Genomic DNA, 20,480 nt, shown 5'->3' on the forward strand with positions numbered 1-20,480 from the left:
GTCCAGGTCAACGGGGGCCTTCGTTTCGTACAGGCTTGCAGCGGTTGCTACTGGAGGCCTGCCTTCACGGTTTCATTGGAAACCGGAGCCGGCTTTTCGTCTGCGGGCGGCGGACTGGTCTTCAGTTTGAAGCGCTTTCCCATGCCGCCGCCGCCACCGCTGCGGTTCTTGTTGAAGATGTCGAACCCGACGGCGACAAGCAGCACCAGGCCCTTGATGAGCTGCTGGTAGTCGGTGCCAAGGCCCAGGATGGACATGCCGTTGTTCAGGACGCCCATGATCAGGCCACCGATCATTGCTCCGGCCACGGTTCCGATACCGCCGGTGACAGCGGCGCCGCCAATGAATGCTGCGGCGATGGAGTCGAGTTCGAAGCCGGTTCCGCCGGCCGGCTGTGCCGAGTTGAGGCGGGCAGTGAAGACGAGGCCGGCCAGTGCGGCAAGAACGCCCATGTTCACGAAGAGGCGGAACGTGACGGCCTTCGTCTTGATGCCGGAAAGCTCAGCCGCGTGGAGGTTCCCGCCGATGGCATAGGTGTGCCGCCCGAAGACGCTGTTGTTCATGAGGGCGGTGTAGGCGATCACCAGTGCGGCCAGGACCACCAGGACGATCGGCGTGCCCCGGTAGGACGCCAGCAGGAAGGTGATGATGAGCATGAGCAGCGCAGTGAACGCGGTCTTGATGATGAACCAGACCAAGGGTTCGCTCTCGAGATCGAACTTCCGGCGGATCCTGCGCTCTTTGAGGGCCTGGATCAGCAGGGCAATGGTGGCACCGACGCCCAGGATGACGGTGAGCCATTCCAGCACGGAGGTACCCCCGGAGATATCCGGAAGGAAGCCTCCGCCGAGGGCCCGCAGCTCCGCGGGGAAGGGAGTGATCTGCTGGTTCCTCAGGGTGATGAGGGTCAGTCCCCGGAAGATCAGCATGCCCGCCAGCGTGACGATGAAGGCCGGAATCCCCACGTAGGCGATCCAGTATCCCTGCCAGGCGCCCACCAAGGCGCCAACCAGGAGGCAGGCGGGGATGGCGGCCCACCACGGCCAGCCCCAGTGCACGATCATGACGCCTGCGACGGCGCCGATGAACCCGGCCACCGAGCCGACGGAAAGGTCAATGTGGCCGGCAATGATCACCATCACCATGCCGATGGCAAGGATGAGGATGTAGCTGTTCTGGACCACCAGGTTGGTGACGTTCTGGGGTTGCAGCAGGATCCCGCCGGTGAGCCCCTGGAAGAGCAGGACGATCAGGATCAGGGCAACGAAAATGCCAACCTGGCGGAGGCGGCTTGTGAGGAATCCGAGCGATTCTCGTAGGGCGGACATTTCGCTATTCCTTCTCTTTGGTCATGTAGTGCATCAGGGTTTCCTGGGTCGCTTCTGCGATGGGCACTTCGCCGGTGATATGGCCGGCTGCGAGGGTGTAGATGCGGTCGCAGATGCCCAGCAGTTCGGGAAGTTCTGAGGAAATCACAATGACTGCTTTTCCTTCGGCCGCGAGTTTGGCAATGATCGTGTAGATCTCGTACTTGGCGCCGACATCAATCCCGCGGGTAGGTTCATCGAGGATGAGCACATCGGGGTCGGAAAACATCCATTTGCTCAGCACTACCTTCTGCTGGTTTCCACCGGACAGCTTGCCGGTGATGGCGGCCACGGAGGGAGCCTTGATGTTCATGCTCTTGCGGTAGCCGTTGGCCACCACGGTCTCCTGGTTCTTGTCCACGAAGCCGCGCTTGGCGAGCTTGCGCAGTGCGGCCAGGGAGATGTTCCGTTTGATGTCCTCGATGAGGTTCAGGCCGTAGTGCTTCCGGTCCTCGGTGGCGTACGCGATGCCGTGCCGGATGGCGTCAGACACCGTGGAGGTGTTGATTTCCTCGCCGTATTTGTAGACCTTGCCGGAGACGGTGGTTCCATAGGTTCGGCCGAAGACGCTCATGGCAAGTTCGGTGCGGCCGGCGCCCATGAGGCCCGCCAGCCCTACCACTTCGCCCTTCCTGACGTGCAGGCTTGCGTTGCGGACCACCATGCGGCTGTGATCCTGGGGGTGGCGAACGGACCAGTCCTCGATCCTCAGGACCTCTTCGCCGATGTTGGGCTCACGTTCCGGGTACAGGCTCTCCAGGTCACGGCCCACCATGCCGCGGATAATCCGTTCCTGGGTGATCTGGCCTTCGTCGAGCCGCAGGGTTTCGATGGTCTTACCGTCCCGGATGATGGTGACGGCGTCAGCCACTTTCCGGATCTCGTTGAGTTTGTGGCTGATGATGATGCTGGTGACGCCCTGGCCCTTCAAATGGAGGATCAAGTCCAGCAGATGGCCGGAATCCTCGTCGTTAAGAGCGGCGGTGGGCTCGTCAAGGATCAGCAGCTTCACCTTCTTGGAGAGGGCCTTGGCGATTTCAACCAGTTGCTGTTTGCCAACGCTGATGTGCTGCACGGGGGTCACAGGATTCTCGTCCAGGCCCACACGGGCCAGCAGCCTAGCTGCCTCGAGGTTGGTCTTGCGCCAGTCCACCCAGCCGTTGGTGGCCTGTTCGTTACCCAGGTAGATGTTCTCCGCTATGGACAGGAACGGGCTTAAGGCCAGTTCCTGGTGGATGATGACAATTCCGCGCTTCTCGCTGTCCGAGATGCTGGAGAAGTTGCAGGGTTCGTTTTCGAAGAGGATCTCCCCGTCGAAGGTGTTGTGAGGATAGACGCCGGACAACACTTTCATGAGCGTTGACTTACCGGCTCCGTTTTCACCGCAGATGGCGTGGACCTCGCCACGGTTCACGTCCAGGGTGACGTCCTGAAGCGCTTTCACGCCCGGGAACGTCTTGGTGATTCCTCGCATTTGAAGAATGGGTGTGTTCATCGTCAATTCCCACTGACTGGTCGAAAGGTTGGCCGTCCTGCTGCTGCAGAAGGCTGCGGGAGGAAGCTGTGGCCGGACCCCGGGTCCGGCCACAGCCGCCGGACGCTGGCTACTTGACGTCGGCGTCGGTGTAGTAACCCGAGTCGATCAGTTCCTTCTTGTAGTTGTCCTTGGTGATGATGACGGACTTCAGCAGGAAGGCGGGGACCACCTTGACCTTGTTGTCGTAGGTCTTGGTGTCGTTGGTTTCCGGCTCCTGGCCCTTGAGGACGGCGTCGACCATCTTGACGGCCTGGGCGCCGAGCTGCCGCGTGTCCTTGAAGATGGTGGAGTACTGCTCACCGGCAACGATGGACTTTACGGAACCCTTTTCGGCGTCCTGGCCGGTGACTACGGGCAGGCTGCCCTTGGCGTAACCGCCGGTGCTGGTCAGGGCCGAGATGATGCCGATGGAGAGGCCGTCATACGGGGACAGTACGCCGTTCAGCTTGGTGCCGGAGCTGTAGGCGGAGGTGATGATGTCCTCCATGCGCTTCTGGGCAACAGGCGCCTGCCAGCGGAGGATCGCTGCCTGCTCAAACTTGGTTTGGCCGCTGGGGACCTTGAGGGTGCCGGCATCCAGGTAAGGCTTGAGGGTGTCCATGGCGCCGGTCCAGAAGAAGTTGGCGTTGTTGTCGTCGGGGCTGCCCGCGAAAAGCTCGATATTGAAGGGGCCCTTTCCGTCCACCTTCTTGCCGCTGGCATCGACGAGGCCCAGGCCGGTCAGCAGCGAGGTAGCCTGCTGGACACCAACGGTGTAGTTGTCGAACGTTGTGTAGTAGTCCACGTTGGGCGTGCCGTTGATAAGGCGGTCGTACGCGATGACCTTAACGTTCTGCTCCTTGGCCTTGGCCAGGACGTCGGTCAGGGTGGTGCCGTCAATGGCGGCAATGATCAGGGCCTTGGCGCCCTTGGTCAGCATGTTTTCGATCTGCGACACCTGGGTGGGGATGTCGTCATTGGCAAACTGGAGGTCCGTCTTGTAGCCGAGGTCCTTCAGGGACTTTTCGACGTTGGCGCCATCTGCAATCCAGCGTTCGGAGGTCTGCGTAGGCATCGAGATGCCAACCAGTGAATCACTGGGGTTGGCGGCAGCACCGCTGGATTCGCTGGTTCCGCCGCGGGAGCCGCAACCGGTAGCACCCACCGTCAGGGCGAGGACAAGGGCCACCGCGCCCATCAGTTTTTTGATTCTCACCATTATCTCCTTCCGCGGCAGCACTGCCACGAAGTGTTGTTGGATCAGGCAGCACCCGTGCTGCCGGTCCTGGCCACATTGTTGATGTGTCGGTTCAATATAGACCCGTTTGTGAACGCTAACAAGGGGCCGATGCGGGAAAGTTGAAAACCCTTCGGCTTCATTGACTTCTGTTTTGTTAGCGTTCACACTTGCTGCAACACTTAGCACTACCCGACCCCCCAACAGAACCCGGTAATGAGGCCCTGCCTCCCGGGCGGAGGCACCACATGGCAGATTCGTTGTTCCCTTCCAGCTCCGGGGCTCCCGTGGAGATCCCCGCATGAGCGCCGCCGCAGGAATCCTGGAGACCATTGCCCGGGTCCGGCAGGAAGTGTGCTCGCTGCATGCCGAACTGACTCGATATGAACTGGTGGTGTGGACCGCCGGCAACGTCTCGGCCCGCGTGCCCGGAACGGACTTTATGGTCATCAAACCCTCTGGCGTCTCCTACCAGGACCTGACCCCGGAGCAAATGATCGTCACTGACCTGCACGGTACCCCCGTGCGCGGCACCAATCTCGGCGCCGGAGGCACTGTCGATTGGGGCAATCCGCCGTTGTCGCCCTCGTCGGACACGGCAGCGCACGCCTACGTGTACCGGCACATGCCTGAAGTGGGCGGCGTGGTGCACACGCATTCCACCTACGCCACCGCCTGGGCCGCCCGCGGCGAGGCCATTCCGTGCGTGTTGACCATGATGGGCGACGAATTCGGCGGATCCATCCCGGTGGGACCGTTCGCCCTGATCGGTGACGACTCGATCGGCCACGGCATCGTGGAGACGCTGAAAAACTCCAATTCGCCGGCAGTCCTCATGCAGAACCACGGCCCGTTCACCATCGGCAAGGACGCCAGGTCTGCGGTGAAGGCTGCTGTGATGTGCGAGGAAGTGGCCCGCACGGTGCACATCGCCCGGCAGCTCGGTGACCCGCTCCCCATCGACCAGGGCCACATCGACTCCCTGTACGCCCGCTACCAGAACGTCTACGGCCAATAACGCCTGTAGCCACCAAGAAGATTCCAGGAGAACCCATGAGCACCGCAGCAAACACTTCCCTTGACGGCTATGAGGTCTGGTTCCTCACCGGCAGCCAGCACTTGTACGGCGAGGAGGTGCTCAAGCAGGTGGCCGCCCAGTCGCAGGAGATTGCCAACAGGCTCAACGCCTCCTCCGATGTCCCGGTGCGGATCGTGTGGAAGCCGGTCCTGACCGATTCCGATGCCATCCGCCGCACCGCACTGGAGGCCAACTCGGACGATTCGGTCATCGGCGTGACGGCGTGGATGCACACGTTCAGCCCGGCCAAGATGTGGATCCAGGGCCTGGACCTGCTCCGCAAGCCGCTGTTGCACCTGCATACGCAGGCCAACCGTGACCTGCCCTGGGCGGATATCGACTTTGATTTCATGAACCTGAACCAGGCCGCGCACGGGGATCGCGAGTTCGGCTACATCCAGTCCCGGCTGGGCATCGCCCGGAAGACCGTCGTCGGGCACGTTTCCAACCCCGAGGTGGCGCGGCAGGTGGGTTCGTGGCAGCGCGCTGCCGCGGGCTGGGCCGCCGTCCGGACTCTGAAGCTGACCCGCTTTGGCGACAACATGCGCAACGTTGCCGTCACCGAAGGTGACAAGACCGAAGCGGAGCTGCGATTCGGCGTCGCGGTCAACACCTGGTCCGTCAACGAGCTCGCCGATGCCGTGCACGGCGCTGCAGAGTCCGACGTCGACGCCCTGGTGGCCGAGTACGAGGACCTTTACGAGGTGGTGCCCGAGCTTCGCGCAGGCGCGGCCCGGCACGACTCGCTGCGGTACGGCGCCCGGATCGAACTCGGGCTGCGGTCCTTCCTGGAAGCCAACGGCTCCGCCGCGTTCACCACCTCCTTCGAGGACCTCGGCGCCTTGCGCCAGCTCCCGGGCCTGGCTGTGCAGCGGCTGATGGCTGCCGGCTACGGCTTCGGCGCCGAGGGCGACTGGAAAACGGCCATCCTGGTCCGCGCCGCGAAGGTGATGGGCGGGGACCTGCCCGGCGGCGCGTCCCTAATGGAGGACTACACCTACCACCTGGAACCCGGTGCGGAGAAGATCCTCGGCGCGCACATGCTCGAGGTCTGCCCCTCACTGACTGCCTCCAAACCGCGGCTGGAAATCCACCCGCTCGGCATCGGAGGCAAGGAAGACCCCGTACGGCTGGTCTTCGACGCCGATGCCTCCCCGGGCGTCGTCGTCGCCCTGTCCGACATGCGGGACCGTTTCCGGCTGGTGGCCAACGCCGTGGACGTGGTCCCGCTGGACCAGCCGCTGCCCAACCTGCCGGTGGCCCGCGCGCTCTGGGAGCCCAAGCCGGACTTCGCCACGTCCGCCGCCGCCTGGCTCACCGCCGGCGCGGCGCACCACACGGTGCTGTCCACCCAGGTGGGCATGGACGTGTTCGAGGACTTCGCCGAGATCGCCAAGACTGAACTGCTCACCATCGACGAGGACACCACCATCCGCCAGTTCAAGAAGGACCTGAACTGGAACGCCGCCTACTACAAACTGGCCGGCGGGATCTGATCCGGTGGCACGGCTCAGGTGCCGGCCCCGGTGGCTGCCATGGACACGGACCCGGTGACGGACAGCAGGCCACGCCGGTTGCCCAGGCTCGAGGACGTGGCGGAACTGGCCGGGGTCTCGCACCAGACCGTGTCACGGGTGGTCAACAACCATCCGAGCGTCAGCCCCGGGACCCGGGCAAAGGTGGAAGCGGCGATTGCGGCACTCGGCTACCGCCGCAACACCGCCGCGCGGAGCCTGGTTACCCGGCGTTCACAGACCATCGGTGTTTTGGGCAGTGAGCTCTCGCAGTACGGCCCCGCCAACACCATGTTGGGGGTGGAGCGCGCGGCGCGGGACGCAGGATACTTCGTCAGTGTGGCTGCGCTGCGGGAGGTCAGCCGGGACGCGATCCTGGACGCCGTCCGGCATTTCCTGGACCAGTCCGTGGATGGAATCGTGGTGATTGTTCCGCACCTGGAGACGCTGGCCGCACTGGCAGAGCTGCCCATCGGAGTGCCGGTAGTGGCCGTTGGGTCCAACGGGAATGACGCCGTAGGCGGGGTCAAAGTGGACCAGCGCCGTGGGGCGGAGCTGGCCGTGGAACACCTCATTGGGCAGGGGCATGTGCGGATCGGGCATATCGCGGGGCCGCAGGACTGGATAGATGCCGTGGCCCGCGCCGATGGTTGGCGTGCCGCCCTGGAAGCCGTGGGACTCGCCGCGGACCTGATTGTCGAGGGTGACTGGAGCGCGGGCAGCGGCTACAACATTGGCCGGCAGCTGGCGGCCAATACCCGTGCCACCGCCCTCTTTGTGGGCAACGACCAGATGGCCCTCGGGCTCCTGCGGGCGCTGAACGAGGCGGGCATCAGGGTGCCGCAGGACGTATCCGTGGTGGGCTTCGACGACCAGCCGGAGGCTGGCTACTTTTGTCCGCCCTTGACGGTAATCCGGCAGGACTTTGAAGAGCTCGGCCGCCGGTGCATGGACATGATGCTCGCGGAGCTCGGCGGCACGCCGGGTCCCCGGACACTGGTGGTGGAACCGGAACTTGTCCTGCGCGCCAGTACGGCGCGGCCCGGCTGAGGGCCAACCCGAGGCCCACGGCAGTTCCGGATTTAACCCGGCAGAGATGCCGGGGAAACGCGCACACAACATCCGGCACCTATGTTTCAGGAATGACAGAGAGCATTCCCGGCAGGTTCCGCCAGTGGTTTACCGCCGCCTTCGCCTTCACCTCACCCGAACAGGCCGCTGACGCCATGGCCGAGGCATCCCGCTGGGGCTGGCTTCCTGCCCTGAGCGGCGTGGCAGTGGGCGCCGACCACGCCCGCGCACGGCACGATGAATCGGCTGCCGGCGCCGGCTGACTGACCGGTTGAAGACACTATTGCGCCTGTAACGGGGTCATGCCCTAAACTGCTGCACTGAGGTGCCTGAAATGGCGCTGTGCAGCAACGAAAGTGAACACGCTATGGCTACCGATTACGATGCTCCACGCAAGCAGGAGGAAGAGTCTCCCGCTGACTCGCTTGAGGCCCTCCAGGCGTCCCGCGGCGGCAACGCGCAGACCGCCGTCATCGATCTCGAAGAGAATGACACCGCTGAAGGCATTGACCTGCCCGGCGCCGACCTCTCCAACGAGGAACTGACAGTTGTTGTGGTTCCGGAGCAGTCCGACGAATTCACGTGCTCCTCGTGCTTCCTGGTCCGCCACCGGTCCCAGGTTGCCCTCGAAAAGAACGGCCTCAAGTACTGCCGTGACTGCGAAGGCTGAGCTTCAACCAGGTTTCAGCGCCGGCTGCCCCACGGGGGTGACCGGCGCTTTTTTGTACGCCGCGGGCAACCGTTATAGGCGGTAACGGGCAGGTGCAGGAACGGTGCCGAACGGGTTAAGAGAGGCCCCGAATCGGCCCCTGTTTTATGCGGCCTTAATGCGGCGGGCGGCTGGTTAACGGTTGCGCCCCGAAGCGGCCACAGGCCTCGTTTCACCGTTCCTGCCGTCCTAATCTGGAGCTATCCAATCGCTCCTTCCTTGGGTGGCACCACAATGAAAAAACTCTCCATCTGGTTCACGGCCATCCTTGTGGCCGTTGGACTGGGATTGCTGGTTCCGGGGCCTGCCTCGGCAACCACCTCGTATTGCGGGCTCGCATGGGGCTCGTTAATGAAGACGGACGGCTCGATGAGCGGCGCGCCCGTCACCAATGTCCGCACCGGACAGCACTACTGCTTCGACCGGCTGGTGGTTGACCTGGGCAGCGGCCCGGCTCCCGGCTACTCCGTCCGCTACGTCGGGCAAATTACACAGGACGGTTCCGGCAAACCGGTCGATGTCCGGGGCGGCGCCCGCCTGCAGGTGGTTGTCCGGGCGCCGGCCTACGACGTGGACTACACGCCAACGTACACCCCCGCCGACCAGGTGGAGCTCGCCAACGTCTCCGGTTACCAGACCTTCCGCCAGGTGGTCTGGGCAGGAAGCTTTGAGGGCCAGAGCACGCTCGGCGTAGGCGTCCGCGCCCGTCTTCCGTTCCGTGTCTTCACGCTGGACGGGCCGGGCTCAGGCTCCCGGCTGGTGGTGGATGTGGCGCACTTCTGGTGACAGCCGCCGTCGTCAAACAGGAAAGGTGCCGTCCCCGCGTTGTCGGGAACGGCACCTTTTCTGTACTGTGCAGTCGTCTTTACTCCGGGACCACCAGTGCCGGGGTGTCTTTCCGGAGCGTTTCGCCGCGGAAGAAGGCTGGGCGTACCCGGGCCATGATCAGCATGAACACCGCGCCGAGCGCCAGGATGCCGACGCCGAGGATGAACACCAGTCCCACACCGAAGATCTCGGAACCGCTGCCGAACTCGGGTGCCAGGCTGTCTACGGCGGTCTGGAAGAACACGACGAACAGGCCCACGCCGCCCAGCACCGGGCACAGCAGCCGCAACACGAAATGGCGGACGCTGGTGAAGAGGCTGTGCCGGAAGTACCAGGCGCAGGCGAGGGCCGTCAGTCCGTAGTAGAAGCAGATCATCAGGCCCAGGGCCAGGATGGTGTCATTGAGGACGTTCTCGCTGACCACATGCATCACGGCGTAGAACCCCGCGGACATGACGCCGGCAGCGATGGTGGCGAAGCCCGGCGTCGCGAATTTCCGGCTGACCCGGCTGAAGGGTTCAGGAAGGGCCCCATAGTGGGCCATCGCCAGGAGGCTGCGGGACGGGGACATGAACGTGGACTGCAGGGACGCGGCCGAGCTGGAGAGCACTGCGAGGGACATCAGGATGGCGAAGGGGCCCATGATGGGGGAGGCCAGCGCGGTGAAGATGTTCTCGTGATTCTCTGCGTTGTTAAGCCCGTTGCCGGTATCGCCGACGCCGGCGAACATCATGGTGGCGATGCTCACCAGCAGGTAGATGGCCAGGACAATGACGGCCGTCAGGGTGCCGGCCACGCCGGCCGTTTTCTTGCCGTTGGCTGTTTCCTCGTTCACGGTGAGGCAGACGTCCCAGCCCCAGTACACGAAGATGGAGAGGGATATTCCAGCGGCCACCTGGCCGAAGGTCTCTATCCTGGTGACGTCGAACCATTCCCAGCTGAAGGGGATGGCGGTCTCCGAGGTGGACCAGTTGGCGAAGGCCATCGCGACGAACAGGCCAAGCACCAGCAGCTGGAATCCCACCAGGCCGTACTGCACCACCTTGGTGGTGTGCAGGCCGCGGTAGCTGACCCAGACGGCGAGGGCGACGAACACCAGGCAGGTCAGGACGTTCAGGGCCTTGTTGTCGGCCAGGTCCGCCAGTTCCGGTGAGCCCGTGAGCTGGGACAGGAAGAGGTAGAAGAAATCGACGGCGACGCCGGCGAGGTTGGACAGCACTATGATGTTGGCCGCCAGGAGCCCCCATCCGCCCATCCAGCCGACCCAGGGGCCGAACGCTTTGCTGACCCAGGTAAAGGTGGTGCCGCTGTCCGGTGAATCGGCGTTGAGTTCCCGGTAGGCCAGCGAGACCAGGATCATGGGAATGAAACCGATCAGGAAAATCACGGGCAGCTGGAGTCCGGCTTCATTGACGGTGGGTCCCAGTGCGCTGGTCAGGGTGTAGGCGGGGGCAATCGTGGAAATTCCCAGGACGACGACGGCGAGGAGCCCCAGTTGCCCGCCTTTCAGGCCCTTGGCGGTAATGTCGCCGCTGCCGGGCAATTGCTGGCCCCGCGCGGTGGTGGAGCTGGTGCGGAGTGCTTCTGTCATGGCACCGCTTTCTGGAAGCTTATGACCGGGGTCACTATATGAATGGCGTTCATTTAGTATGGAGGTGTGACGGCCGTCGCGCAAGAGTAAATATGAATCACGTTCGTTTATGACTGCGCAGCAAAATTAGTAAGCTCACTGAGAAATATCTGCTCCGACCCATGCCGGGTGGCGCGGGCGCTGATAGTTTCGAAGTTACTGGACCAATCGAGGAGGACTCCCATGAAAGCTTCACCGACCCTGACCAACAACCTGCAGGCCGTTCTCGCCGACCTGATCGAGCTGCACATCCAGGGCAAGCAGGCGCACTGGAACATTGTGGGCACCAACTTCCGGGACCTCCACCTGCAGCTGGATGAAATCGTGGACGCCGCCCGCCAGTTCGCCGATGACACCGCCGAACGCATGCGTGCCCTCCATGCCCTGCCTGACGGCCGCAGCTCCACCGTGTCGAAGTCGACCGCCCTGGCGGAGTTTCCTGAAGGCCTGATCAGCACCAAGGACGCCATTGAGCGGATCGTTGCAGCCATGGAGGCTGCGGTGGGCACCATGCGCAAGGTCCATGACGAGGTGGATGAGGAAGATCCCACCAGCGCCGACCTGCTGCACGAATTCATCGCCAAGCTGGAGCAGTTCGCCTGGATGGTGAACGCCGAGACGCTCAAGCCGACAGCCAGCGTCACCGCCCCTGACGAAAAGTAGGAGCGGGCTGCCATTGCAGTACGCATAAGGCGCCCGGTACCGGAGGTTGAACTCCGGCGCCGGGCGCCTTTGCCGTTGAGGCCTATGCGCTGACACGAGCCGCGATGCTGCTACGAGGCCTTGGGCACCTTGCGAAGTACGACGGCGGCACAGGCTGCCGCTGTTGCCATCAGGACCAGCCCAATCGCCGCGGTCACATGCACGCCGGAATCGAAGGCGGCAGCCGCGGACTGGCGGACGGTATCGGCCAGCGGGGCCGGAAGTGCGGCCGCGAGGTCCATGGCGCCTGCCAGTGTTTCGCCGGCGCTGTGGCGGGCCGCTTCCGTGGCGGTGCTGTCCACGGCTGCCGGGAGGTGCAGGTTGTGCTGGTAGGAAGCCGTGAGGATGGAGCCCAGTACGGCCGTCCCCAGCAGCGCCCCCACCTCATACCCGGTCTCCGAGATGGCGGCCGCGGCACCTGACTTGTGTGCCGGCGCCGCACCGAGGATGAGGTCGTTGGAGATGGTTTCAGCCGTCCCCACGCCCAGCGCAAGGATCAGCAACGCTGCCAGCAGCAGTGTGGGCCCGCCGTCGTGGTTCCCGAACGTCACCAGGCTGTATCCTGCGGCGCTGAACGCCAGGCCCGCGCCAACCACGAAGCCGGGGCGCACCTTCCGGACCAGCGGCACCACCACCAGTCCTGCCACCACCGTGGCAATCAGGGCGGGGATCATGGCGACGCCTGCCGCGGACGGCGACATTCCTTCAAGCAGCTGCAGGTGCTGGGCCAGGAAAAGGATGAATCCGTTGAAGGAAAACAGGGCCAGGACGTTTGCGGTGATGGCCATGCTGAACACCCGGTTGCGGAAGAGGGACATGTCCAGCAGGGGGTGCGGCAGCCGGAGCTGCCGGCGGACAAAGACCACTGCCATGGCCAGGCCGAAGGCCATGGCACCAAGGCCGGTGCCGGACAATCCTTCCGTAGCAACTTCCTTGATGCCGTAGACCAGCGGCACCATCACCAGCAGGGACAGGGCGATGCTGGGAATGTCCACCTTCCCCGGTTCCGGATTCTTCGATTCCGGGATCAGCGCCGGACCCAGGGCGATCAGCGGCAACATGAGCGGCACTGCCACCAGGAAGACTGCGCCCCACCAGTAGTGCTCCACCAGCCAGCCGCCGAAGATCGGACCCAGGGCGGCCCCGCCGGAGAACCCGGCGGCCCAGATGGCCACGGCCAACCGGCGGCGGTTGGGCTCCGCAAAGATGTTGCGGATGAGCGAGAGGGTGGAGGGCATCAGCATGGCGCCAAAGAAGCCAAGGGCGGCTCGTCCCGCGATCAGCCATTCCGCCGTTGGCGCGAACGCCGTGGCGGCCGAGAGCGCCGCAAAGCCCAGGCTGCCGGTGAGGAGCAGCCGCCGCCGGCCGATCCTGTCGCCGAGGCTGCCCATGCACACCAGCAGCCCCGCCAGGACCAGGGGGTAGGCGTCCACGATCCAGAGCAGCTGCACCCCGGAAGGGTTCAGGGACTGGGCGATCGCGGGCAGGGCGAACGTCAGTGCCGTGTTGTCCACGGCCACCAGCAGTACGGGGAACATCAGCAGCGCGAGGGCCAGCCAGTCGCGCCAGGGTGCCCGTGGAGCAGTGGGTCCCTGGAGCTGGGGTTCGGCGGGGTGCGTCGAGGTGGTCATGGACTAACTATACCGTCCAGACGGTACAGTTTAGAACCGGGGTTGAGTTGAGCCTCCGGCACCCTGGGAGGGCATGATGGATGGCATGCCCCGAAAGCCAGTCGCCCGCGAAGCTGTCCTTGACTCCTTCGCCACCCTGCTGATTGAGGTGGGGGAGCGCGCCGCCACCCTGGACGCCGTAGCCCGCAAGGCCGGCGTTTCCAAGGGCGGTCTCCTCTACCACTTTCCAAACAAGGAAGCCCTGATTCAGGCGCTCCTGGACCAGTTGGACGCGTTCGCCGGAGAAGACGCCGATGCCATGGCCGCCGCCCCGGAAGGCGCGGCAGCCTACTTCATCAGGTCCTCGGTGTGGGGAGACACTCCCTTGGACCGGGCCATCGTCGCCGCCACCAGGCTGGCGGAGGTGGCGCATGAAGAAACCCGCCGACGTTTCGCTGCGATCCAGCAGCGGTGGCTCGACGAAATCGCCGCCGACGTGGGGCCGGCCCTGGCCAAGGCCGTGCTGTATATGGGGGACGGCCTCTACTTCAACGCCATGCTCTCCGTTGGCCCGGTCCCCGAAGGCGGCGCAGCCGCAGATGTGGACGAATTGCTGGCAGCACTGGAGCGGCTCCGGCGGTAGCAGGACATTTGCCCCGGGAGCCGTGGCGTAGGAGAATTAAGTGTTGTGGGAGCTATCACCTGACGGCCCCGCGAACACATCCAATTGAATAGCCTTTGATCTGCGGCGGGAGAGTCCTGCCACAACGTTCGGCAGGCGCCGTAGGAGCAAATCCTCCCCAGGAATCTCGCAGGCCCCTGTACCGCCGCGGCGAGGCACCTCTGGAAAGCAGCAGGCCGTCCAGGCACCCGTGATCGGCTGCCGGACCGTTGTGCTCACCGACGGTGCAAGCGGGTCCTGTCCATGCAGGCGCCGTGGAAACTCTCAGGTCCAATACAGAGCGGGGAGGGACCCGAATCGCTGTGGCGTACCCTGCGCCGCCTGAGTATCTGGAGTTCCCCCGTGACGGTTAGTTCAACCTCCACCACTTTCGTCGACCGCCACATCGGCGCCCGGCGCCAGGACCACGTCGACACCATGCTTAAGGCTGTCGGCTACGACAGCGTTGACTCCCTGGTCGATACCGCCGTTCCCCAGGTCATCCGCCAGGAAACGGCACTGAAGCTGCAGGACGCCCTCAGCGAGGTTGAGGTCCTGACCGAGCTGCGCCGGCTGGCGGGCAAGAACAAGACCGCCGTGCAGATGATCGGCCAGGGCTACTACGACACCATCACCCCCGCCGTGATCCGCCGCAACATCCTTGAGGCACCGGCCTGGTACACCGCCTACACGCCCTACCAGCCCGAGATCTCCCAGGGCCGGCTGGAGGCCCTGCTGAACTTCCAGACCATGGTCCAGGACCTGGTGGGCCTGCCGATTGCCAACGCGTCCCTGCTGGACGAAGCGACGGCGGTGGCCGAGGCAGTCCTGCTGATGCGCCGAGCGAACAAGGCCAAGCCTGCCGTGGACGGCAAGACGGTCCTGGACATCGACGTGCTGCCGCAGACCATTGCCATCGTCAAGGGCCGTGCTGAGGCGCTCGGCTTCGAGGTGGAGGTGGCCGACTTGTCCCAGGGGCTGCCTGACGGTGACATTAACGGCATCGTGCTCCAGCAGCCCGGCGCCTCGGGCCGCGTCTTCAACCAGGCAGATGCCATCGCCGCAGCCAAGGAACGCGGTGCGCTGGTCACAGTGGCCGCTGACCTCCTGGCGCTGACGCTGATCACTCCTCCGGGCGAGCAGGGCGCGGACATCGCCGTCGGCTCCACCCAGCGTTTCGGCGTGCCGCTGTTCTTCGGCGGCCCGCACGCCGCGTACATGGCCGTCCGCAAGGGGCTGGAGCGCTCGCTGCCGGGCCGCCTGGTGGGAGTCTCGAAGGACGACGCCGGAGTGCCCGCCTACCGCCTGGCCCTGCAGACCCGCGAGCAGCACATCCGCCGCGAGAAGGCCACGTCCAACATCTGCACCGCCCAGGCGCTGCTGGCCATCGTGTCCTCCATGTACGCCGTCTACCACGGCCCGGACGGGCTGAAAGCGATCGCGGAAACGGCGCACGCCCACGCCCGCACCCTGGCGGCGTCCCTCGCTGCCGCCGGAGTAGACGTGCTGCACACGAGCTTCTTCGACACCGTTACCGTTCGGGTTCCCGGCCGCGCTGCCGGCATTATTGCCGCTGCTGAGGTGCACGGCTATAACCTGCGCTCCATCGATGCGGACACGGTGGGCATTTCGCTTGATGAAACCACGACGGCGGCCGTCGTCGCCGAGGTTGCCGACGTCTTTGGCGCCTCCGTTGCCGGGAATTCCGTCGCCAACGACGGGAACTTCGCACTGGACGCCGGGGTGGAGCGGTCCTCCGGTTACCTGGAGCACCCGGTGTTCAACACGCACCGGTCCGAAACCCAGCTCCTGCGTTACATCCGCAAGCTCTCGGACCGTGACCTGGCGCTGGACCGCACTATGATCCCGCTGGGGTCCTGCACCATGAAGCTGAACGCCACGGCCGAGATGGAAGCCATCTCCTGGCCGGAGTTCGCCTCCATCCACCCGTTCGCCCCGGACTCCCAGACCGAGGGCTGGCGTGAGCTGATCACCGGGCTGGAAGCGGACCTCGCCACTATCACCGGCTACGACCAGGTGTCCATCCAGCCCAACGCGGGATCGCAGGGCGAACTCGCCGGCCTGCTGGCGATCCGCGGCTACCACCATTCCCGCGGCGATCAGCAGCGCAACGTCTGCCTGATCCCGGCCTCGGCGCACGGCACCAATGCCGCCTCCGCGGTGCTGGCCGGCATGAAGGTGGTGGTGGTTGCCACAGCTGCTGACGGGACCATCGACCACGCCGACCTGACGGCCAAGATCGAGGCGAACCGGGATGTCCTGTCCTGCATCATGATCACCTACCCGTCCACCCACGGTGTCTATGACGGTGATGTCCGCGAAGTCTGTGATGCTGTGCATGCTGCCGGCGGCCAGGTCTACATCGACGGCGCCAACCTTAACGCCTTGGTGGGGCTGGCCCAGCCGGGCCAGTTCGGCGGCGACGTCTCGCACCTGAACCTGCACAAGACCTTCTGCATCCCGCACGGCGGCGGCGGGCCCGGCGTCGGCCCGGTCGCGGCCAAGGCTCACCTGGCCCCCTTCATGCCGGGCGATGCGAATAAAGCCGCGCATGAGGAGGGCCACGGCGTGGCGATTTCCGCGTCCCGGTTCGGCTCTGCAGGGGTGCTGCCGATCTCCTGGGCGTACGTGAAGCTGATGGGCGGTGAGGGCCTGACCGAGGCCACCAAGTCCGCGCTGCTGGCCGCGAACTATGTCGCTGCCCGGCTGAACGAGTTCTTCCCGGTCCTGTACACCGGTGAGGGCGGCCTGGTGGCGCACGAGTGCATCCTTGACCTGCGCGAACTCACCGCCCGCACCGGCGTCACTGCTGAGGACGTGGCCAAGCGGCTGATCGACTTCGGCTTCCACGCCCCCACCCTTTCGTTCCCTGTCGCGGGCACGCTGATGGTGGAGCCCACCGAGTCCGAGGACCTCGCTGAGATCGACCGCTTCATCGAGGCCATGATCAGCATCCGCAAGGAAATCGACCAGGTGGCCAACGGCGACTTTGCCGTGGCTGATTCACCCCTGCGCCGCGCACCCCACACGGCCGCCGCCGTGGTCAGCTCCGACTGGGACCGCGCCTACCCGCGGGAGCAGGCAGCGTTCCCTGCCCACCACAAGCAGGACAAGTACTTCCCGCCCGTGGGACGGATCGACGGCGCTGCAGGTGACAGGAACCTCATCTGCTCCTGCCCGCCGCTGGAAGACTTCGAAAACTAAGGACCGGCGCCATGACCGAGAAATACACCGCGCTTCACGACGAGCACCAGAAGCTTGGGGCTTCGTTCACGGACTTCGGCGGGTGGCAGATGCCGCTGAAGTACAGCTCGGAGCTTGCTGAACACCATGCCGTGCGCAACGCGGCTGGCCTGTTCGACCTCTCCCACATGGGCGAAGTCTGGGTCACCGGCCCGGACGCCGCAGCGTTCCTGGACTATGCCCTGGCAGGGAGGATCTCCGCCATGGCCGTGGGCAAAGCAAAATACTCGCTGATCTGCGACACCGACGGCGGCATCATCGATGACCTGATCACGTACCGCCGCCCTGCCGCGCCGGACGGCACCGACGTCTTCCTGGTGGTCCCCAACGCAGGTAATGCCACAGTGGTGGCCGCCGCTCTGCAGGAGCGGGCCGTCGGGTTCGGCGTGATGGTGCAGGACGCCTCCGCGGAAACGTCGCTCATCGCAGTCCAGGGACCCAAGGCGCAGGACCTCCTGCTCCGGCTGGTCCCCGCGGCACAGCATGCAGACGTTACCGGGCTTAAGTACTACGCCGCGGTGGAAGTCCCGTTCCTGGTCAACGGGGCCGGCCTCACCCTCCTACTGGCCCGCACCGGCTACACCGGCGAAGACGGCTTCGAGATCTTCGTGCCCAACGATGACGCCGTCGGACTCTGGCAGGCACTCCTCGCAGTGGCCGACGACGGAGAGCTCACTCCGGCGGGCCTCGCATGCCGGGATTCGCTCCGCCTGGAAGCCGGGATGCCCCTGTACGGCAACGAACTCTCCCTGCAGGGCGACCCGTACTCCGCCGGACTCGGTCCCGTCGTCGCGCTGTCCAAGGAAGGCGACTTCGTGGGCAAAGCAGCGCTGGCAGAAAAGAGAGAGGCCGGCGCAGGCTCAACCACCGGCCGCCGCCTGGTGGGCCTGAAGGGCCTGGGCCGCCGTGCCGGCCGTGCCCACTACCCGGTCCTCAAGGACGGGGCAGCGGTGGGCGAAGTCACCTCCGGACAGCCTTCGCCCACCCTCGGCTACCCGGTGGCGCTGGCCTACGTCGACGTCAAACACGCCGCCCCCGGAACAGCCCTCGACGTCGACCTTCGCGGCAAGGCCGAACCCTTCGAAGTGGTCGAGCTGCCGTTCTACAAGCGCACCAAGTAGGACGTCATGGCTGTTGGTGTTTTTGATCTGTTTTCGATCGGTATTGGGCCGTCGAGTTCTCATACTGTGGGGCCGATGCGGGCTGCTGCGGTGTTTGCGGAGGAGTTGAGGGGTGCCGGGGTGTTGTCCCGGGTGGCTTCGTTGCGGGTGGATCTGTATGGGTCGTTGGCGGCGACGGGGCATGGGCACGGGACGATGACGGCGGTCCTGCTGGGCGTGGAGGGGTATCACCCCGAAAAGATCCTGCCGGTGGAGGTGGAGGAGCGGCTGGCTGCGATCGCCGAGACCGGGACGCTGCACCTGGCCGGGGCCGGCGGCGGGGAAGGCGTGACGCTGCCGTATGGGGTGAAGGACATGGTGTTGCGTCCGTTGACGGTGTTGCCGCGGCACACGAACGGGATGACGTTCACCGTGACGGACGCGGACGGGGCGGTGCTGCACGCGGCGACGTTCTTCTCCGTGGGCGGCGGGTTCATTGTCCGTGAGGGCGAGGAGGACGCCGCGCAGCAGGAACTCGATGAGTCCAAGAAGGAGCTGCCGCTGCCGTTCCGGACCGCCGCGGAACTCCTGAAGCACTGCGCGGACACCGGGTTGGGGATCAGTGATGTGATGCTGGTCAACGAGAAGTCCTCCCGGACCGAGGAGGAGATCCGGGCGGGGCTGCTGCATATCTGGTCCGTGATGGAGGCGTGTGTGGCGACCTCGCTCAAGCGTGAGGGGGTGCTGCCGGGCGGGTTGAAGGTCCGCCGCCGCGCCCCGGACTGGTTCGACCGGTTGAAGAAGGAATGCGCCCGCCCGGGCGTGGACAGCCAGGACCTGGACTTTGCGGACCAGGATTTCCATGACCCGAGGTACTGGCAGGAGTGGGTGAACCTGGTGGCCTTGGCCGTGAACGAGGAGAACGCCTCCGGCGGGCGTGTAGTCACGGCCCCCACGAACGGGGCGGCCGGGATCATTCCCGCGGTCCTGTACTACGCGCTGCATTTCGCCCCGGGCATGGACCAGGCCACGCAGGAGGACCGCGACGGTGTGGTGGCCAGGTTCCTGCTCGCCGCCGGTGCCGTGGGGGTGCTTTACAAGGAACAGGCGTCCATTTCCGGTGCCGAGGTGGGCTGCCAGGGCGAGGTCGGTTCGGCGTCGTCGATGGCGGCGGCGGGCCTTGCTGAGGTCATGGGCGGCACCCCGGCGCAGGTGGAGAACGCCGCGGAAATCGCGATGGAACACAACCTGGGCCTGACGTGTGATCCGATCGGCGGGCTGGTGCAGGTCCCGTGCATCGAGCGGAACGCGATCGCCGCGGCCAAGGCCATCAACGCGGCGAAAATGGCGCTCTGGGGCGACGGCACCCACCGGGTCTCCCTCGACGAAGTCATCATCACCATGCGCGAAACCGGCAAGGACATGTCCTCCAAATACAAAGAAACCGCCATGGGCGGCCTCGCCGTCAACGTCGTCGAATGCTGATCCAGGGCCCGGTCCGTCATGGCCCGGGCCCGCTGCGGTTCGGCAGACGCTAATTGTTGATGGCCGCCCACACATTCAGCGTTGAGGCGTACACCAGCCATGCCACATAGGGCAGCAGCAGCAACCCCGCTGTGCGGCTGATGGGCCCGAAATACAGGATGGTGGCGACGACGGCGACGATCAGCGCCAGGATGATCACCAGGGCCAGCCACAGCGCCGGCGTTCCCAGCGTGGGGTAGAGACCGAAAAACATCGGGGTCCAGGCGAGGTTAAGGACCAGTTGGACGGCATAGGCAATCATGGCCGGACGCGTGCGCCCGGTGCGCTTGCGCCACACCAGCCAGGCGGCCACGGCCATGGCCGTGTACAACAGGGTCCACACGGGGCCGAACACAAAGTTCGGCGGCGTCCAGGGCGCCTTCTCCGCTGTGGCGTACCAACCGTCGACGTTGCTGGTGGAAGCGAGTCCGCCAAGGCCCGCCACCAGGAATGACGCCACCAGGAAACCCGCCAGTCCGGCCACCTGGACCGCCGGCCGGTACGGGCTGGACTTTCGCTCCGACGGCAAGGTGGACTGTCCCGTGTTTGGCTCCATCTCACCACCCTTGCGAATGGCGGTGCGCGAGTCAAGGCAGGCGCGCGGCGGCGTCCTGGGCCTGCCGGACGGCCGCCTGTCAGAGCCCCGGGCGGGTCCCCGGGGCACGGCCC

The 20,480-nt window shown here is 65.2% G+C and carries 17 protein-coding genes and 1 riboswitch; of the genes, 11 read left to right on the plus strand and 6 right to left on the minus strand.

Going from position 1 to position 20,480, the window contains the following annotated elements:
* Window positions 1-47 precede the first annotated feature (47 nt).
* The 3 genes from mmsB to chvE all read right to left on the minus strand — a co-directional run bounded on the left by mmsB (window position 48) and on the right by chvE (window position 4,102).
* Window positions 48-1,328, minus strand: a complete 1,281-nt coding sequence (mmsB, locus tag ACFV4R_RS12930) for a multiple monosaccharide ABC transporter permease (RefSeq protein ID WP_377202849.1) — start codon at window positions 1,326-1,328, stop codon at window positions 48-50.
* Between the two features lie 4 nt (window positions 1,329-1,332).
* Window positions 1,333-2,862, minus strand: a complete 1,530-nt coding sequence (mmsA, locus tag ACFV4R_RS12935) for a multiple monosaccharide ABC transporter ATP-binding protein (protein ID WP_377202850.1) — start codon at window positions 2,860-2,862, stop codon at window positions 1,333-1,335.
* 109 nt (window positions 2,863-2,971) lie between these two features.
* On the minus strand, window positions 2,972-4,102 hold the full coding sequence (gene chvE / locus ACFV4R_RS12940; protein ID WP_377202851.1) for a multiple monosaccharide ABC transporter substrate-binding protein: 1,131 nt from the start codon (window positions 4,100-4,102) through the stop codon (window positions 2,972-2,974).
* Window positions 4,103-4,421: 319 nt separating this feature from the next.
* On the opposite strand from chvE, the gene ACFV4R_RS12945 reads away from it, so the two are divergent.
* The 6 genes from ACFV4R_RS12945 (at window position 4,422) to ACFV4R_RS12970 (ending at window position 9,278) form a co-directional block, all read left to right on the plus strand.
* Window positions 4,422-5,138, plus strand: a complete 717-nt coding sequence (locus tag ACFV4R_RS12945) for an L-ribulose-5-phosphate 4-epimerase (RefSeq protein ID WP_377202852.1) — start codon at window positions 4,422-4,424, stop codon at window positions 5,136-5,138.
* A 35-nt stretch (window positions 5,139-5,173) separates the two neighbouring features.
* On the plus strand, window positions 5,174-6,694 hold the full coding sequence (gene araA, locus ACFV4R_RS12950; protein WP_377202853.1) for an L-arabinose isomerase: 1,521 nt from the start codon (window positions 5,174-5,176) through the stop codon (window positions 6,692-6,694).
* A 39-nt stretch (window positions 6,695-6,733) separates the two neighbouring features.
* Window positions 6,734-7,762 (plus strand): LacI family DNA-binding transcriptional regulator, encoded by a 1,029-nt coding sequence (locus ACFV4R_RS12955; protein WP_377203009.1) that lies wholly within the window; start codon window positions 6,734-6,736, stop codon window positions 7,760-7,762.
* A 92-nt stretch (window positions 7,763-7,854) separates the two neighbouring features.
* Window positions 7,855-8,046 carry a hypothetical protein gene (locus tag ACFV4R_RS12960; protein ID WP_377202854.1) on the plus strand — a complete coding sequence of 64 codons (192 nt, stop codon included), beginning with the start codon at window positions 7,855-7,857 and terminating at the stop codon, window positions 8,044-8,046.
* A 104-nt stretch (window positions 8,047-8,150) separates the two neighbouring features.
* Window positions 8,151-8,453, plus strand: a complete 303-nt coding sequence (locus tag ACFV4R_RS12965; protein ID WP_056078542.1) for a DUF4193 domain-containing protein — start codon at window positions 8,151-8,153, stop codon at window positions 8,451-8,453.
* Between the two features lie 273 nt (window positions 8,454-8,726).
* Window positions 8,727-9,278, plus strand: coding sequence for a hypothetical protein (locus ACFV4R_RS12970; protein ID WP_377202855.1), 552 nt, complete (start codon window positions 8,727-8,729; stop codon window positions 9,276-9,278).
* A 79-nt stretch (window positions 9,279-9,357) separates the two neighbouring features.
* Here ACFV4R_RS12970 and ACFV4R_RS12975 read toward each other — a convergent pair whose 3' ends face one another.
* Entirely contained in the window at window positions 9,358-10,911 is a 1,554-nt protein-coding gene (locus tag ACFV4R_RS12975; protein ID WP_377202856.1) for an APC family permease, read from the minus strand.
* Window positions 10,912-11,133: 222 nt separating this feature from the next.
* On the opposite strand from ACFV4R_RS12975, the gene ACFV4R_RS12980 reads away from it, so the two are divergent.
* Window positions 11,134-11,613, plus strand: coding sequence for a Dps family protein (locus ACFV4R_RS12980; RefSeq protein WP_015936097.1), 480 nt, complete (start codon window positions 11,134-11,136; stop codon window positions 11,611-11,613).
* A gap of 110 nt (window positions 11,614-11,723) precedes the next feature.
* Here ACFV4R_RS12980 and ACFV4R_RS12985 read toward each other — a convergent pair whose 3' ends face one another.
* The gene (locus tag ACFV4R_RS12985; RefSeq protein ID WP_377202857.1) at window positions 11,724-13,283 is read right to left on the minus strand and encodes an MFS transporter; all 1,560 of its coding nucleotides are present in this window, start codon (window positions 13,281-13,283) and stop codon (window positions 11,724-11,726) included.
* A gap of 85 nt (window positions 13,284-13,368) precedes the next feature.
* On the opposite strand from ACFV4R_RS12985, the gene ACFV4R_RS12990 reads away from it, so the two are divergent.
* The 4 genes from ACFV4R_RS12990 (at window position 13,369) to ACFV4R_RS13005 (ending at window position 19,772) form a co-directional block, all read left to right on the plus strand.
* Entirely contained in the window at window positions 13,369-13,905 is a 537-nt protein-coding gene (locus ACFV4R_RS12990; RefSeq protein WP_377202858.1) for a TetR/AcrR family transcriptional regulator, read from the plus strand.
* A gap of 96 nt (window positions 13,906-14,001) precedes the next feature.
* Window positions 14,002-14,099: riboswitch (glycine riboswitch) on the plus strand.
* A gap of 187 nt (window positions 14,100-14,286) precedes the next feature.
* On the plus strand, window positions 14,287-17,148 hold the full coding sequence (gcvP, locus tag ACFV4R_RS12995) for an aminomethyl-transferring glycine dehydrogenase (RefSeq protein WP_377202859.1): 2,862 nt from the start codon (window positions 14,287-14,289) through the stop codon (window positions 17,146-17,148).
* An 11-nt stretch (window positions 17,149-17,159) separates the two neighbouring features.
* Entirely contained in the window at window positions 17,160-18,308 is a 1,149-nt protein-coding gene (gene gcvT / locus ACFV4R_RS13000) for a glycine cleavage system aminomethyltransferase GcvT (RefSeq protein WP_377202860.1), read from the plus strand.
* A 6-nt stretch (window positions 18,309-18,314) separates the two neighbouring features.
* Window positions 18,315-19,772, plus strand: a complete 1,458-nt coding sequence (locus tag ACFV4R_RS13005) for an L-serine ammonia-lyase (RefSeq protein WP_377202861.1) — start codon at window positions 18,315-18,317, stop codon at window positions 19,770-19,772.
* Window positions 19,773-19,821: 49 nt separating this feature from the next.
* Here the strand turns inward: ACFV4R_RS13005 and ACFV4R_RS13010 are convergent, their stop codons facing one another.
* Window positions 19,822-20,367 (minus strand): TspO/MBR family protein, encoded by a 546-nt coding sequence (locus ACFV4R_RS13010; protein WP_377202862.1) that lies wholly within the window; start codon window positions 20,365-20,367, stop codon window positions 19,822-19,824.
* Window positions 20,368-20,480: the final 113 nt, after the last annotated feature.

It is taken from the genome of Pseudarthrobacter sp. NPDC059871 (assembly GCF_042731175.1).
Classification (GTDB): Bacteria; Actinomycetota; Actinomycetes; order Actinomycetales; family Micrococcaceae; genus Arthrobacter.

Bases quoted from the DNA above. Each gene is read 5' to 3' on its own strand.
- ACFV4R_RS13005 (WP_377202861.1), top strand. From the start codon at position 18,315: ATGGCTGTTGGTGTTTTTGATCTGTTTTCGATCGGTATTGGGCCGTCG.
- ACFV4R_RS12965 (WP_056078542.1), top strand. From the start codon at position 8,151: ATGGCTACCGATTACGATGCTCCACGCAAGCAGGAGGAAGAGTCTCCC.
- mmsA (WP_377202850.1), bottom strand. From the start codon at position 2,862: ATGAACACACCCATTCTTCAAATGCGAGGAATCACCAAGACGTTCCCG.
- ACFV4R_RS13010 (WP_377202862.1), bottom strand. From the start codon at position 20,367: ATGGAGCCAAACACGGGACAGTCCACCTTGCCGTCGGAGCGAAAGTCC.
- ACFV4R_RS12960 (WP_377202854.1), top strand. From the start codon at position 7,855: ATGACAGAGAGCATTCCCGGCAGGTTCCGCCAGTGGTTTACCGCCGCC.
- ACFV4R_RS12980 (WP_015936097.1), top strand. From the start codon at position 11,134: ATGAAAGCTTCACCGACCCTGACCAACAACCTGCAGGCCGTTCTCGCC.
- ACFV4R_RS12990 (WP_377202858.1), top strand. From the start codon at position 13,369: ATGCCCCGAAAGCCAGTCGCCCGCGAAGCTGTCCTTGACTCCTTCGCC.
- ACFV4R_RS12955 (WP_377203009.1), top strand. From the start codon at position 6,734: ATGGACACGGACCCGGTGACGGACAGCAGGCCACGCCGGTTGCCCAGG.
- ACFV4R_RS12985 (WP_377202857.1), bottom strand. From the start codon at position 13,283: ATGACCACCTCGACGCACCCCGCCGAACCCCAGCTCCAGGGACCCACT.
- araA (WP_377202853.1), top strand. From the start codon at position 5,174: ATGAGCACCGCAGCAAACACTTCCCTTGACGGCTATGAGGTCTGGTTC.
- chvE (WP_377202851.1), bottom strand. From the start codon at position 4,102: ATGGTGAGAATCAAAAAACTGATGGGCGCGGTGGCCCTTGTCCTCGCC.
- ACFV4R_RS12970 (WP_377202855.1), top strand. From the start codon at position 8,727: ATGAAAAAACTCTCCATCTGGTTCACGGCCATCCTTGTGGCCGTTGGA.
- ACFV4R_RS12945 (WP_377202852.1), top strand. From the start codon at position 4,422: ATGAGCGCCGCCGCAGGAATCCTGGAGACCATTGCCCGGGTCCGGCAG.
- gcvT (WP_377202860.1), top strand. From the start codon at position 17,160: ATGACCGAGAAATACACCGCGCTTCACGACGAGCACCAGAAGCTTGGG.
- mmsB (WP_377202849.1), bottom strand. From the start codon at position 1,328: ATGTCCGCCCTACGAGAATCGCTCGGATTCCTCACAAGCCGCCTCCGC.
- ACFV4R_RS12975 (WP_377202856.1), bottom strand. From the start codon at position 10,911: ATGACAGAAGCACTCCGCACCAGCTCCACCACCGCGCGGGGCCAGCAA.